Origin of the sequence: Kitasatospora sp. NPDC058190, assembly GCF_042883685.1 — a bacterium.
Lineage (GTDB): Bacteria > Actinomycetota > Actinomycetes > Streptomycetales > Streptomycetaceae > Kitasatospora.
In genome coordinates this window covers 62848-77092 of the sequence record NZ_JBHVVI010000018.1, presented here as the reverse complement: position 1 = coordinate 77092, position 14245 = coordinate 62848, and the positions used below count along the sequence as shown (strand labels likewise).

The 14245-nt window shown below is 73.1% G+C and carries 13 protein-coding genes; 11 read left to right on the top strand and 2 right to left on the bottom strand.

Going from position 1 to position 14245, the window contains the following annotated elements; genetic code table 11:
• The first annotated feature begins 8 nt into the window (after nucleotides 1-8).
• The 9 genes from ACFVWU_RS11525 to ACFVWU_RS11485 all read left to right on the top strand — a co-directional run bounded on the left by ACFVWU_RS11525 (nucleotide 9) and on the right by ACFVWU_RS11485 (nucleotide 9426).
• Entirely contained in the window at nucleotides 9-1100 is a 1092-nt protein-coding gene (locus ACFVWU_RS11525; RefSeq protein ID WP_387618279.1) for an amidohydrolase family protein, read from the top strand.
• A 60-nt stretch (nucleotides 1101-1160) separates the two neighbouring features.
• Complete coding sequence (locus ACFVWU_RS11520; RefSeq protein WP_387618276.1) at nucleotides 1161-1838, top strand: uracil-DNA glycosylase; 678 nt, start codon at nucleotides 1161-1163, stop codon at nucleotides 1836-1838.
• A 257-nt stretch (nucleotides 1839-2095) separates the two neighbouring features.
• Nucleotides 2096-2959 (top strand): MIP/aquaporin family protein, encoded by an 864-nt coding sequence (locus tag ACFVWU_RS11515; RefSeq protein WP_387618273.1) that lies wholly within the window; start codon nucleotides 2096-2098, stop codon nucleotides 2957-2959.
• 225 nt (nucleotides 2960-3184) lie between these two features.
• Complete coding sequence (locus ACFVWU_RS11510; protein WP_387618271.1) at nucleotides 3185-4897, top strand: glycerol-3-phosphate dehydrogenase/oxidase; 1713 nt, start codon at nucleotides 3185-3187, stop codon at nucleotides 4895-4897.
• A 149-nt stretch (nucleotides 4898-5046) separates the two neighbouring features.
• Complete coding sequence (locus ACFVWU_RS11505) at nucleotides 5047-6042, top strand: SCO1860 family LAETG-anchored protein (protein WP_387618268.1); 996 nt, start codon at nucleotides 5047-5049, stop codon at nucleotides 6040-6042.
• A gap of 209 nt (nucleotides 6043-6251) precedes the next feature.
• On the top strand, nucleotides 6252-7274 hold the full coding sequence (gene glnII / locus ACFVWU_RS11500) for a glutamine synthetase (protein WP_380612239.1): 1023 nt from the start codon (nucleotides 6252-6254) through the stop codon (nucleotides 7272-7274).
• Between the two features lie 290 nt (nucleotides 7275-7564).
• Complete coding sequence (locus tag ACFVWU_RS11495; RefSeq protein ID WP_387618265.1) at nucleotides 7565-8020, top strand: cupin domain-containing protein; 456 nt, start codon at nucleotides 7565-7567, stop codon at nucleotides 8018-8020.
• 60 nt (nucleotides 8021-8080) lie between these two features.
• Nucleotides 8081-8617 (top strand): hypothetical protein, encoded by a 537-nt coding sequence (locus ACFVWU_RS11490; protein ID WP_387618262.1) that lies wholly within the window; start codon nucleotides 8081-8083, stop codon nucleotides 8615-8617.
• On the top strand, nucleotides 8611-9426 hold the full coding sequence (locus ACFVWU_RS11485; RefSeq protein ID WP_387618260.1) for an MOSC domain-containing protein: 816 nt from the start codon (nucleotides 8611-8613) through the stop codon (nucleotides 9424-9426). Before ACFVWU_RS11490 ends, ACFVWU_RS11485 begins: the two co-directional genes overlap by 7 nt.
• Here ACFVWU_RS11485 and cobC read toward each other — a convergent pair.
• Together cobC and ACFVWU_RS11475 are read right to left on the bottom strand one after the other, a co-directional pair.
• Nucleotides 9413-10459 (bottom strand): Rv2231c family pyridoxal phosphate-dependent protein CobC, encoded by a 1047-nt coding sequence (cobC, locus tag ACFVWU_RS11480; RefSeq protein WP_387618257.1) that lies wholly within the window; start codon nucleotides 10457-10459, stop codon nucleotides 9413-9415. The two genes, ACFVWU_RS11485 and cobC, sit on opposite strands and share 14 nt — an antisense overlap.
• Complete coding sequence (locus ACFVWU_RS11475; protein WP_387618254.1) at nucleotides 10456-11742, bottom strand: cobalamin biosynthesis protein; 1287 nt, start codon at nucleotides 11740-11742, stop codon at nucleotides 10456-10458. The genes cobC and ACFVWU_RS11475 overlap by 4 nt, the downstream gene beginning before the upstream one ends.
• 240 nt (nucleotides 11743-11982) lie before the next feature.
• Between ACFVWU_RS11475 and ACFVWU_RS11470 the strand changes: the two genes are divergently transcribed.
• Both ACFVWU_RS11470 and ACFVWU_RS11465 read left to right on the top strand, forming a co-directional pair.
• Nucleotides 11983-12918: an alkaline phosphatase family protein gene (locus ACFVWU_RS11470; protein WP_387618251.1), complete on the top strand. Its 936-nt coding sequence runs from the start codon at nucleotides 11983-11985 to the stop codon at nucleotides 12916-12918.
• A 5-nt stretch (nucleotides 12919-12923) separates the two neighbouring features.
• Nucleotides 12924-14243 carry an MFS transporter gene (locus ACFVWU_RS11465; RefSeq protein WP_387618249.1) on the top strand — a complete coding sequence of 440 codons (1320 nt, stop codon included), beginning with the start codon at nucleotides 12924-12926 and terminating at the stop codon, nucleotides 14241-14243.
• Nucleotides 14244-14245 lie beyond the last annotated feature (2 nt).

Sequence of the window (14245 nt, the reverse complement as noted above, 5' to 3'; positions counted from 1 at the left end):
GTGCGGCCATGAGCGAAGGTGCGGTGCTGCACGTCCGGGGTCGGGTGCTGGTCGGTCCGGAGGAGGTCCGGGACGAACTCTGGGTGGTGGACGGCCGGGTGACCTTCACCCGCCCGCCGACCGCCGGGGACGTCCGGACGGTGACCGGCTTCGTGCTGCCCGGCCTGGTGGACGCCCACTGCCACGTGGGACTGGACGCGCACGGCGCCGTGGACGCCGAGACCAGCGAGAAGCAGGCGCTCACCGACCGTGACGCCGGCACCCTGCTGATCCGCGACGCCGGCTCGGCCGCCGACACCCGCTGGATCGACGAGCGCGAGGACCTGCCCCGGATCATCCGTGCCGGGCGGCACATCGCCCGCACCCGCCGCTACATCCGCAACTACGCGCACGAGATCGAGCCCGGCGACCTCGCCGCGTACGTGCGGGCCGAGGCCCGGCGCGGGGACGGCTGGGTGAAGCTGGTCGGCGACTGGATCGACCGCGAGCGCGGCGACCTCGCCGCCTGCTGGCCCGGCGACGCGCTGGTCGAGGCGATCGCGGCGGCGCACGAGGAGGGCGCGCGGGTCACCGCGCACTGCTTCGCGGCCGAGTCGCTGCCGGACCTGCTGGCGGCCGGGATCGACTGCGTCGAGCACGCCACCGGACTGACCGAGGAGCTGATCCCGGCCTTCGCCGAGCGCGGGGTGGCGATCGTCCCGACGCTGGTCAACATCACCACCTTCCCGGAGCTGGCGGCCGGCGGCGAGAAGAAGTTCCCGGCCTGGTCGGCGCACATGCGGCGGCTGCACGAGCGCCGGTACGACACGGTGGGCGCCGCGCACGACGCCGGCATCCCGATCTTCGTCGGCACGGACGCGGGCGGCTCGCTCGCGCACGGGCTGGTCGCGGACGAGGTGGCCGAGCTGGTGAAGGCGGGGCTGAGCCCGGCCGAGGCGCTGTCGGCGGCGAGTTGGGGCGCGCGGGAGTGGCTGGGGCGGCCGGGGCTGGCGGAGGGCGCCCCGGCGGACTTCGTGGTGTACGACGAGGACCCCCGGGCGGACGTCCGGGTGCTCGCGGACCCGGGGCTGGTGGTGCTGCGGGGGCGGCCGACGGGGTGATCGTTCGCGGTGATCATTTGTGGTGACGCTCTGTCGGTATGGGCCGATAGGGTGACGACCATGGCACCGCGTCCACTGAACGAGATCGTCGAGCCCGGTTGGGCCACCGCCCTGGAGCCGGTCGCCGGGCGGGTCGCCGCCATGGGCGACTTCCTGCGCGCCGAACTGGCCGCCGGCCGTACCTACCTGCCGTCCGGGCCGAACGTGCTGCGGGCCTTCCAGCAGCCGTTCGCCGACGTACGGGTGCTGATCGTCGGGCAGGACCCGTACCCGACCCCCGGCCACGCCGTCGGGCTCAGCTTCTCGGTGGGGCCGGAGGTGCGGCCGATCCCGGCGAGCCTGATCAACATCTTCCAGGAGTACGGCAACGACCTCGGCCTGCCGCAGCCGTCCAACGGGGACCTCACCCCGTGGACCAATCAGGGTGTGCTGTTGCTCAACCGGGCGCTGACCACCGCGCCGCGCAAGCCGGCCGCGCACCGGGGCAAGGGCTGGGAGGAGGTCACCGAGCAGGCGATCCGGGCGCTGGCGGCGCGCGGCGGCCCGCTGGTGGCGATCCTGTGGGGGCGCGACGCCCGTAACCTGCGGCCGCTGCTGGGGGAGATCCCGGCGATCGAGTCGGCGCACCCGAGCCCGTACTCGGCGAACGGCGGCTTCTTCGGCTCCCGGCCGTTCAGCCGGGCGAACGAGCTGCTGGTGCGGCAGGGGGCGCAGCCGGTGGACTGGCGACTTCCTTAGGCCGGTGGAGTCGGGCCGTCCCATCGGGCGGGGCGCGCCAGCAGGCTCGACGTCATCGCCGTCGGTGCGCTGTCGAATGAGGAGCGATCAGCAGCTGATGATGCGCCCCGATCGTCCGTGTCGCCACCCCCCGTAGGGGCAGGCCCGAGCGTCTGTGGCTCGAACGGCCGTCTCCGCAGGCCACCGTGCCGGTTCTCGCGGAGGCTGGGTCGCGTACAGCCTTCACGGGCGCCCCCGGTCGACGGGAATCGGATGCCATGGCGGAGAACACGGGAAAGGCGTCGAGCGCGAGCAGGGCCACGCACGGTTCCACCCGAAGACTGCTCGGCGAACTCAGCGCGGAGTTCGCCGGCACGATGATCCTGATCCTCTTCGGTGTCGGCGTGGTGGCTCAGGTGGTCGCCGGTGGCATCGGCAATCACGACAGCATCTCCTGGGGCTGGGGCCTCGGTGTCACGTTCGGTATCTATACGGCCGCTCGGATCAGCGGAGCCCACCTCAATCCGGCGGTCACCGTCGCGCTCGCCGTCTTCAAGGGATTCGAGTGGCGCAAGGTGCTGCCGTACGTGCTGGCACAGACCGCCGGGGCGTTCGTCGCGGCGCTGCTGGTGCGCTGGAACTACACCGAGGTGCTCAACAAGGTCGATCCCGGCCACACCCTCAAGACCCAGGGCGTCTTCTCCACCCTCCCGGGCAACGGCACGGCTCCGGTCAGCGACTGGGGTGCGCTGCGCGACCAGGTCATCGGCACCGCCGTCCTGGTCTTCCTGGTGCTCGCGGTGGGCGACGTGCTCAACACGCCGCCCGAAGCCAACCTGGGCCCGCTCGTCGTCGGCCTCATCGTGGTGGGAATCGGCATGGCCTGGGGCACCAACGCGGGCTACGCGATCAACCCGGCCCGCGACTTCGGACCGCGCCTGGCCAGCTACCTCACCGGATACTCGCACGCCTGGCGGGACCAGTACGGCCATCTGTACTTCTGGGTGCCGATCGTCGGCCCGCTGATCGGCTGTCTGGTCGGCGGTGTCGCGTACCGCTACCTGGTCACTCCCCATCTCGGGGCCGAGGGGCCCGAGGAGCCCGGCCGGGCTCCGATCGAGCCGATCAATCCGATCGGCTGAGTCGTGGGCGTACCGGCCGGCAGTACCAGCCCCACCCGGCGGACGCGGACGCGGAAGCGGAACGGAAGCCCGGAAGCAGAGGCGGCAGCCATGCCAGAGTTCGTCGGAGCGGTGGACCAGGGGACCACGAGCAGAAGGCCGTGCAGCGCACCCTCGACTGGGTCGACGTCAAGTAGCACTTCCGCGAGAGCAAGTAGCACCTGAACGAGAGAGAAGGGCTGACCCATGGTGAAGCCGGTGTCGCTTTCCCCGCAGGCCCGGGCCGAGGCGCTCGCCCGGATGGCTGAGCGCGAGCTCGACGTGCTGGTGGTCGGGGGTGGCGTGGTCGGCGCGGGCTCGGCGCTCGACGCGGTCACCCGGGGCCTGAGCGTCGGACTCGTGGAGGCCCGCGACTGGGCGTCCGGCACCTCCAGCCGCTCCAGCAAGCTGATCCACGGCGGCCTGCGCTACCTGGAGATGCTCGACTTCCGCCTGGTCGCCGAGGCTCTCAAGGAGCGCGGCCTGCTGCTCCAGCGGCTCGCCCCGCACCTGGTCCGCCCAGTGCCGTTCCTCTACCCGCTGACCCACCGGATCTGGGAGCGGCCGTACGTCGGCGCCGGCGTGCTGCTCTACGACACGATGGGGATCACCTCCGGCACCGCGCGCGGCCTGCCGCACCACCGGCACCTGCTCAAGCGGCAGGCGCTGCGCGAGGCGCCGGCGTTGCGCTCGGACGCCCTGGTCGGCGCCGTCCAGTACTGGGACGCGCAGGTGGACGACGCCCGGATCACCGTCGACATCGTGCGTACGGCGGCCTGTTACGGTGCGCTGGTGGCCAACCGCAGCCGGGTCACCAGGTTCCTGCGGCAGGGCGAGCGGGTCGTCGGCGCGGTGGTCCGGGACCTGGAGAGCGGGCAGGAGTTCGAGGTCCGGGCGAAGCAGGTGATCAACTCCACCGGCGTGTGGACCGACGACACGCAGAGCATGGCCGGCACCCGCGGCCAGTTCCACGTCCGGGCCTCCAAGGGCGTTCACCTGCTGGTGCCGCGCGACCGGATCAACTCCCGCACCGGGCTGATCCTGCGCACCGAGAAGAGCGTGCTCTTCGTCATCCCGTGGGGCCGGCACTGGATCGTCGGCACCACCGACACCGCGTGGGACCTGGACAAGGCCCACCCGGCAGTCAGCTCCAGCGACGTCAGCTACCTGCTGGAACACGTCAACAAGGTGCTGGTGACCCCGCTCACGCCGGAGGACGTCGAGGGCGTCTACGCGGGGCTGCGGCCGCTGCTGGCGGGCGAGGCCGCCGAGACCAGCAAGCTCTCCCGCGAGCACCTGGTCGCGCACCCCGTCCCAGGTCTGGTCGTGGTCGCGGGCGGCAAGTTCACGACGTACCGGGTGATGGCCAAGGACGCGGTGGACGAGGCGGCGCGCAACCTGGACGAGAAGGTCCCGCCGAGCACCACCCAGGACGTCCCGCTGATCGGCGCCGATGGCTACCACGCGATCTGGAACGCCCGGCACACCCTTGCCGAGCAGTCCGGCCTGCACGTCGCCCGGGTCGAGCACCTGCTGCGCCGGTACGGCTCGCTCGTGCACGAGCTGCTCGCGATGGTCGCCGAGGACCGCTCGCTCGGCGAGCCGCTGCCGAGCGCCGACGACTACCTGCGGGTCGAGGTCGTCTACGCGGCCACGCACGAGGGTGCCCGACACCTGGACGACGTGCTGGCCCGGCGCACCCGGATCTCGATCGAGACCTGGGACCGCGGCGTGGACTCCGCGCGCTTGGTCGCCGAGCTGATGGCCGGCCCGCTCGGCTGGGGCCCGGAACAGATCGAGCGCGAGGTCGACCACTACCTCAAGCGGGTCGAGGCCGAGCGCGAGGCGCAGCACCAGCCGGACGACCTGACGGCGGACGCGGTACGGCTCGGCGCCCCGGAGATCGTGCCGCTGAGCTGAACACCGGGGAGTTGCCGCCGTAGCAGACCGTGGTCGGCGCGGAGCGTCAAACTCACTCCAACGGGTGAAATGACGTTCCGTGTTGCTCATGTGACGGATAGTTCGAGAAGACTGGCGGCTCATCGTTTCAGCTGTGTGGGGGTATCGCCATGTCTTCTCGCCGAATCGTTTCCGCATCCGCCGCCGTGGTGGTGAGCACACTGCTCACCGCCGGGCCCGTTCAGGCCGCTCCGACCCCGGCCGCCACGCCCTCCCCCGGGAAGGCGCGCGCCGTCACCGCCGAACTCGACCTGGACGTCAGCCTGTTGAACAAGGCGGTGGACGTCCCGGTGAACATCGCGCTCAACAAGGTGGAGACGCCGGAGCAGAGCTGGGGGTCCCCCCGGCCGGAGGCTGGGGGAGGATCGGTGCTCACCGCCAAGGTGGACGGGGTCGACCAGGCCGGCCCGGTCGAGCTGGTCAAGGCCGACATCGGCAAGTCCGTCACCCGCGCCGACGCCAAGGGCACCGCCGCCTCCGTCAAGCTGGTCAACGCCGACGTGCACGCCCCCGGTCTGCCCGCCACCGCGCTGCTCGGCCTGGAGGCGATGAGCGCCGAGGTGACCTGCCCGGTCGACGGGCAGCCGACCGCGAACGTGGTCGCGCCCGCCAAGCTGAGCGTGCTGGGCAAGCCGGTCACCGTCGGGCTGTACGGCCCGACCAAGGTCGACGTGCCGATGGTCGGCAGCGTGTCGGTGGAGTTCTCCAAGAAGACCACCACCACGAGCACCGCCGCCGCCTCGGCACTGGAGGTGCAGGTGGAGGTGAACCCGCTGAACCTGAACGTCGCCAAGGTCACCGGGAAGATCACCGTCGCCTCGGTGAGCTGCGAGAAGCCCACCGCACCGTCGGCCACCCCCTCCGCCACGGACACCCCGAGTGCCGCGCCCACCAGCGCGCCCGCCGCCCAGCCGGTGGCCGACGCCACCACCTCGCGGGCCGCCGTGCCGCAGGCGGCGGTGGAGAAGCCGCAGAAGCTCGCCACCACCGGCGGCAGCAGTGCCACCGGCCCGCTGGCCGCCGGGGCCGCCGCCCTGGTCGCGGGCGGGGCGGCCGCGCTCTGGGCCACCCGGCGCCGCCGGGCCGCGCACGCCCGTCGGCACTGAGGTCGGCGCCGGGCCGGTGGGCACCGAGGCCCGCAGCGGGCCCACCGGCACCCTTGAGGGCGGGAGTGCCGCACCCGGCACTCCCGCACTGTGACCGTGCCAACGCGGACGGTTGGTTCACATGCGCGTTACATGAGAGGAACAACCGGGAAACGGCGGCTTGCGACGCTACGCGGGCATCCACCACCCAGCATTGCGAGGGACACGCCGTGGCTATCAAGGCCGAGTACATCTGGATCGACGGCACCAAGCCGACCGCGAAGCTCCGTTCCAAGACTCGCGTCCTGCCCAACGCCGACAAGATCCCCACCTGGGGCTTCGACGGTTCCTCGACCAACCAGGCCGAGGGCCACGCCTCGGACCGCGTGCTGGAGCCGGTGAAGGTCGTCAAGGACCCGATCCGCGGCGGTGACAACATCCTGGTCCTCTGCGAGGTCCTGGAGACGGACGGTACCCCGCACGAGTCCAACACCCGCGCCCTGCTGCGTGAGGTCGAGGAGAAGTACACCGCGCAGGAGTCGATCTTCGGCATCGAGCAGGAGTACACCTTCTTCAAGGGCTCCCGCCCGCTCGGCTTCCCGGAGGGTGGCTTCCCGGCCCCGCAGGGCGGCTACTACTGCGGCGTCGGCGCCGAGGAGGTCTTCGGCCGCGAGATCGTCGAGCTGCACCTCGACCGCTGCATCGACGCCGGCCTGGCCATCTGCGGCATCAACGCCGAGGTCATGCCCGGCCAGTGGGAGTTCCAGATCGGCCCGGTCGACGCGCTGACCGTCTCGGACGACCTGTGGATCGCCCGCTACCTGCTGTACCGCACCGCCGAGGAGTTCGGCATCGACGCCACCCTGGACGCCAAGCCGGCCCGTGGCGACTGGAACGGCGCGGGTGCGCACACCAACTTCTCCACCAAGGCGATGCGCGAGGGCTACGACGCCATCATCACCGCCTGCGAGTCCCTCGGCGCCTCCCAGGAGAAGGTGCTGGAGCACGTCAACCAGTACGGTGACGACATCCAGTCCCGCCTGACCGGCAAGCACGAGACCGCCCCGTGGAACGTCTACAGCTACGGCGTCTCCGACCGCGGCGCCTCGGTCCGCATCCCGTGGCAGGTCGAGGTGGAGAAGAAGGGCTACATCGAGGACCGTCGCCCGAACGCCAACATCGACCCCTACGTCGTCACCCGCCTCCTGATCAACACCTGCTGCGAGGCTCTGGAGAAGGCCGGCCAGGTCTGATCCGCCCCTGAAACCCCCACACCCGCAGGCCCTCCCCCGCTCGGGGGAGGGCCTGCGGGTGTTCCGGCAGCCCTCGGCCTCGACCTCGGCGAGGTGGCCGGCGCGGTCGGCACGGCGTTGCGGCGATCTCCTCGGTCCGGTGACGGAGTCGGCCGTATCCCCGTGATGCCGGCACGAGTTGGTGCGGCTCGTGATCGCGGTCGGGGTGTCGCGGGGGATCGGCCCCGAGGATACTGATCGGGAGAGGGCGTTCCGTTGCCGGTGGCCGCCCGCGAGCCGTGGAGCCGACAGTGACCGACGCCTTCCACCCCGACCTTCCCCCGGCCGCCCGGGTGCACCACGTTCCGGCCGGGGCGCTGCACGCCGGCACCACCCAGAGTTCGGGGATGCTCCGGCTGGCGGCGATCAGCGGGCAGAGCGTCGGTGCCGAGCGGTTGTGGATGGGGCAGACGCACGTCGGGCCGGGGGTGTCCTCGGGCAACCACCATCACGGCGACTCGGAGTCGGCGATCTACGTGGTGAGCGGTCACCCCGAGTTCGTCTTCCTCGGCGAGAACGGCGAGGAGGAGCGCATCCGCACCGCTCCGGGCGACTACGTCTTCGTCCCGCCGAACATCCCCCACCGTGAGGAGAACCCGGACCCGGCCGAGGAGGCCGTGGTCGTGATCGCCCGCTCGACGCAGGAGGCGATCGTGGTGAACGTCCCGGACCTGTCCGTCCACCGGCCGCAGCGACCGTCCGCGTAGACAGGCTGCGGTAGGGCAAATCGCTGGTCAATCCCCGGTCGTCGCCGGACAATTCATGGCATGACCCAGCAGCCGCTGCTCCTCCTCGACGTGGACGGACCGCTCAATCCCTACGCCGCGCCGAACACCCGCCGTCCCGAGGGCTACGGCACCCACCGACTGCTGCCCGAGTCGTGGGTGGCGCGGAATGCGCCGACGCCGAGAGGGCGGGTGAAGCCGCTGCGGGTGTGGCTGAACCCGGCGCACGGGGCGGAGTTGCTGGCGCTGCCGTACGAGCTGGCGTGGGCGACGACCTGGATGGACGAGGCGAACACCTTCATCGGGCCGCGCATCGGGCTGCCCGAACTCCCGTACATACCCTGGACGGAGGTGTTCCGGGAGGATCCGGACGGGCTGCACTGGAAGACCAGGGAGCTGGTGGCCTGGGCGGCCGGGCGGCCGTTCGTCTGGCTGGACGACGAGCTCGGCCCGCAGGACATCGAGTGGATCGAGGCGAACCACCCGGCCCCGGCGCTGCCGCTGTGGGTCGACCCCCGGGCCGGCCTGCGGGAGCTGCACTTCGCGGCGCTGCGGGAGTGGGCGGAGGACGCGTGCTGATCGGCATCGTCGAGCGGCTGCGCCGCTACCCGGTGAAGTCACTGCTGGGGGAGGAGCTCTCGGCGGCCGAGGTGGACCGGCGGGGCCTGGCCGGGGACCGGGAGCGGGCGCTGCTCGACCTGGCGACCGGGCGGGTGGCGAGCGCCAAGCACCCGCGGCTGTGGGCGGGCCTGCTCCGGTACTCGGCGGCGGCCACGGCGGACGGCGAAGTGGCGATCACCGGCCCGGACGGGCGTGGCGCCGACGAGACGGAGCTGTCCGAGACGTTCGGCCGCAAGCTCGCCCTGATCACCGAGCGCCCGCCCGGCGCGACGGTCGAGCGGGCCGTGCCGGAGGAGGTGCTCGCGCGCGGCATCGAGGCGGAAGTGTCGTTCACCGTCAGCGAGTTGGGGCGGGCAGCGCCGGAGGGCGGCTTCTTCGACTTCGCCCCGCTGCACCTGATCACCAGCTCGACGCTGGCGGCCGTCAACGCCGAGGCCGAGCGCTACCGGCCGAACCTGGTGATCCGCGCCGAGGGCGAGGGATTCGTCGAGAACGCCTGGGTGGGGAGGGAGTTGACGATCGGCCCGACGCTGCGACTGCGGGTCGTGGTGCCCACCCCGCGCTGCGCCGTCCCGACCCTGCGGCACGGCCCGCTGCCCCGCCGCACCGGGGCGCTGCGGATTCCGGCCGAGCGGAACCGGCTGGTCCCGTTGCAGGGCATGCCGGAGCTGCCCTGCGCCGGGGTGTACGCCCAGGTGCTGGTGCCCGGCCGGATCGAGACCGGCGACGCCGTCAGGTTGACCGGCGCCGGCGTCAGGGTGAACTGAGCACCTTGTCCAGGGCGTTGAGGAAGCGGTCGGTGGTCTCCTCGTCCCGGACGGCGATCCGCAGCCAGTCCTGGCCGAGCCCGGGGAAGGTGTCCCCGCGTCGGACGGCGAAGCCGTGCTCGCGCAGCCGCTCGCGCACGGCCGTCGCGCCCGGCAGCCGGACCAGGACGAAGGAGGCGGCCGGTTCGCCGTGGATCCGCAGCGCCGGGAAGGCGGCCAGGCCCTTCACCAGGTGCGCGCGCCAGAGGGCCAGTTCCGCGGCCGCACGCTCCGCCTCGGCGAGTGCCGCCGGGCCGCTGCAGATCTCGGCGGCGGCCAGGGCCGGGGTGGAGACCGGCCAGAGCGGCTGGGCGGCACCGAGGGCGGCGATCAGCGGCGCCGGTCCGAGCACGTAGCCGATCCGCAGCCCGGCCAGGCCCCAGGTCTTGGTGAGGCTGCGCAGGACGACGACCCGGCCGGGCAGGTCCCGGACCGGGGCCAGGGACTCCCGCTCGCCCGGGACGGTGTCCATGAAGGCCTCGTCCACCACCAGGGTGCGCCCGGGGCGGGCGAGCGCGGCGACGGCCTCGGCGGGGTGCAGCACGGAGGTCGGGTTGGTCGGGTTGCCGAGGACGACCAGGTCCGCCTCCTCGGGGACGGCGGTGAGCCGGAAGCCGTCCTCGGCGGTGAGCAGCACCCGGTGCACCCGGTGCCCGGCGTCCCGCAGCGCCGCCTCCGGTTCGGTGAACTGCGGGTGCACCACGGCGATGTGGCGCGCCGTCACCACGCGGGCGAGCAGCACGAAGGCCTCCGCCGCCCCCGAGGTGAGCAGCACCTCCCCGACCGGGCGCCCGTGCCGGGCGGCCACCGCGGCGCGGGCGGCGCTCTGGTCGGGGTAGGCGGCGAGGTCGCCGAGGGTGGCGGCCAGGTGCTCGCGCAGCCAGGCCGGGGGCGTGCCGGTGCGGACGTTGACCGCGAGGTCGACCAGGTCGCGCCCGTCGGCGCGCACCTCGGCGTCGCCGTGGTGGCGCAGGTCGGGTTCGGGGGCGGTCATGCGGAGGCTCCTGACTGTTCGACGGGCAGGCCGGGCGCTCGGACAACGTCGTACGGGCCGGGCGGCACGGCGAGCCCGGTACCGTCTCCAAGGGCGACCAGCACGACGGCGTGCCCGTGGGCGGCCAGCGTGACGGCCGCCCCGGTGCGGTCGACCACCTGTCCGGTGCCGTCCGTCGCGACTCCGGCCCAGTCCAGGACCACTCCGCGGGCGTTCCGTACCGTCCCGGGCTCCGGCACCGCGACCTGCCGGGTCCCCGGCCGGAGCAGCCCGGCCACCGCCTCGACCGCCTCCGGCGTGCCCACCACCGCGGAGGCGCGCCGCAGTTCGCCCAGCGCGCCCGGCGTCACCCGGTCGTGCACCCCCGGCCGGTCGTGCGCCTGCGGCCCGAGGTCGATCAGCGCGAGCCGTCCGCGCACCGCCGCCCGGGCGATCGCCACCGTCGCCGTCGCCGACTTCCGCTTGGTGACGACGAGTTGACCGCCGGGCGCACTGGCCAGCGCGGCCGCCTCGGCGACGCTCGCGGTGCCGACGGCGGCCCCGACGGCCTCGGACGGGGTCGGCACCGGCAGTCGGGCCAGTTCCGCCGCCGGGTGTTCGTCCACCGGTACGTCGCCGAGGCAGTGCGCCGCCCAGCGCACCGCCGGATGGTCCGCCTTGCCCGTCACGGTGGCCAGCCGGGCCACCGCGGCGCGGGCCAGCCCGGCCTCCTCGAGGGTGTCCAGCAGCAGCCGCATCGCCTCGTCCGGTCCGGTGCCGCTGCCCGCGCCGATGCCGACGACCAGGGTGCGCGGGCGGACCAGCAGGTCGCCGTCGCCCGGGTCCTCCTGGTCGGTGATCCGCAGGATCGGGGCGTCCTCGGGTGCACCGGCCCGCACGGTCGGGGACGGAGCGGGCGCGGCGGGCACGTGGGGCTCGGCTCGCGGCAGGGGCGAGGTGAGCACCGGGGTGACGCCGAGCGCGGCCGCCACCTCCCGGGCCAGCTCCTCGGCGCCGTCCCCGTGGGTCAGCGGGATCACCCAGCGCCGCTCCGGGTCCACGCAGAGCAGGTCGGCGCCGCGCGGGAGGTGGACCAGACCGCCGGTCAGCAGTCCGACGACGGTGGGGAGCGAGCCGAAGGCGATCACCTGACGGTGCTGGCGGAGGGCGAAGCGCATCGCGTCCGGCGCCTGGAAGCAGTTGCCGCGCGAGGCCCAGTAGGCATGGCTGCTCTCCGGCCACAGGGCCTGCAACTCGCCGGTCAGCGGGCGGCCCGGCCCGTAGATGGCGACCAGTCCGATCACGTACCGCACTCCTTGCCGTCCCCGGCCCCACGTTGACGGGCCCCCGCGATCCCACCACGTGCGGCTGAAACGGGTCAATCGCGGCGTGTGTGAGATCCGACGCGGACTCCGTTGCTTCGTACGGGGACCGCGTCGCAGCTGTTCGCCTGTTCTTCACTTCTCTTGTGCGGTACACGACATGCCGCGATCCTACTGTTCTCGGCGCTCCCGCCCCGGAAGCCCCGACACACGGAGGACCCCATGGCCTTCGCACGACTCCGCACCCCCGGCACCCCCACCGCCGGCCCGCGCCCCGCCCGTCGTCGCAAGCTCCGTCCGCTCACCGCCCTCGCCACCGGCCTCGGCCTGGTCGCCGGCTCGCTCGGCCTGTGGGCCGCGGGCGGCAGCGCGGCCGCCGACACCGCCGCCGGCCTGCCGTCGCCCGACCACGTGGTCGTCGTCATGCTGGAGAACCACGCGTACTCGCAGGTCATCGGCAGCTCGAAGGCGCCGTACATCAACGGCACCCTGGCGGCCGGCGGCGCGACGCTGACCCAGTCGTACGCGCTCACCCACCCCAGCCAGCCCAACTACTACATGCTGTTCTCCGGCAGTGCCCAGGGCGTCGTCGACGACAGCTGCGTGGACGTCGGCGCGCTGCAGGAGCCGAACCTGGCCTCCGAGCTGCTCGCCGCCAACCAGACCTGGGCCAGCTACAACGAGGGCCTGCCCGCCCCCGGTGCCACCGACTGCAGCAGCGGCAACTACGCCCAGAAGCACAACCCGTGGTTCGGCTTCGGCAACGTGCCCACCTCCACCGCCTACGGCATGGACGCGTTCCCGACCGACTTCACCACCCTGCCCAAGGTCTCCTTCGTCATCCCGGACCTGTGCGACGACATGCACGACTGTTCGGTGGGCACCGGCGACTCCTGGCTGCAGACCAACCTCGACGCGTACGCCCAGTGGGCCAAGAGCAACAACAGCCTGCTGGTGGTGACCTTCGACGAGGACAACCGACTGGCCGGCAACCGCATCCCGACCCTGGTCTACGGCGCCCACGTCGCCCCGGGCAGCTCCACCGCCACCACCTACAACCACTACGACGTGCTGCACACCCTGGAGGACCTGGCCGGGGTCAACGCCCACGCCGGCAACTCCGCCGGTGCCGCGGACATCGCGGGCATCTGGAACTGACGCCCGTGTACGTCGCGGACTCCCGCAGCTCCAAGGCCCCCGTCGCACCGGCCACCGGCCCGGTGCGGCGGGGCGCCGCCCTGCGCGCCGTGCCGGGGGCGGTCCTCGCCCTCGGCGCCGTCAGCATGGTCACCGACATCTCCTCCGAGATGGTCAGTGCCGTCCTGCCGCTCTACCTGCTCACCGGACTCGGCCTCTCCCCGCTCGGCTTCGGGCTGCTCGACGGCATCCAGAACGGTTTCAGCGCCCTCGTGCGCCTCGTCGGCGGCCACCTCGCCGACCGCCGCGGCCGCGACGGGGCCGCCCGTCACAAGGCCGTCGCGGCCGTCGGCTACGGGCTGTCCGCGCTGTGCCGGCCGCTGCTGCTGTTCGTCCACACCGTGCCGCTGATCGGCGCCGTCATCGCCGTGGACCGCACCGGCAAGGGCCTGCGCACCGCGCCGCGGGACGCGATGATCTCGCTCGCCACCGAACCCGCCCACCGCGGACGGGCGTTCGGCGTGCACCGGGCGATGGACACGGCCGGCGCCCTGCTCGGCCCGCTCACCGCCTTCCTGGTGCTGCGCCTCGTGGGCGGCCCGCTGCTCGCCGACGGCGGCGAACGGCACGGCTACGACGCGGTGTTCACGGTCAGCTCCTGCGTCGCCGCGCTGGGCGTGCTGATCCTGCTGCTGTTCGTGCCGAACCGGCAGCAAGGTGACGCACCGTCGATGTCGGCCCCCTCGCTGCGGGACAGCCTCACCCTGCTGCGCCTGCCCGGGCTGCGCCGGCTCACCCTGTGCGCCGTGCTGCTCGGGCTCACCACCGTCAGCGACTCCTTCCTCTACCTGCTGATCCAGCGCCGACTCGGCCTGTCCGTCAGCCTGTTCCCGCTGCTGCCGCTCGGCACCGCCGCCGCCTTCCTGCTGCTGGCCGTCCCGTTCGGCTCGCTCGCCGACCGGATCGGCCGCCGCCGGCTCTTCCTGCTCGGGCACGGGGTGCTGCTGCTCGCGTACGGGCTGCTGCTGTCGCCGCTGCGCGGGCTGCCCGCGGTGATCTGCGTGCTGGTGCTGCACGGCTCCTTCTACGCCGCCACCGACGGGGTGCTCGCCGCCGCCGCGGCCGACACGGTGCCCGCCGAACAGCGCGGCGCCGGACTGGCCCTGGTCGGCACCGGGCAGGCGCTCGCCCGGTTCGCCTGCTCGCTGCTGTTCGGCGCGCTGTGGAGCGTGGTGGGCGGTGCGACCGCCCTGGCCTGGTCGGCCGGGGCGCTGGCGCTGTGCGTGGGTGGCGCCGCGGTGGTGCTGCGTACGTCCGAACCCGTTGCCGCCGAGGAGACCGCGTGAAC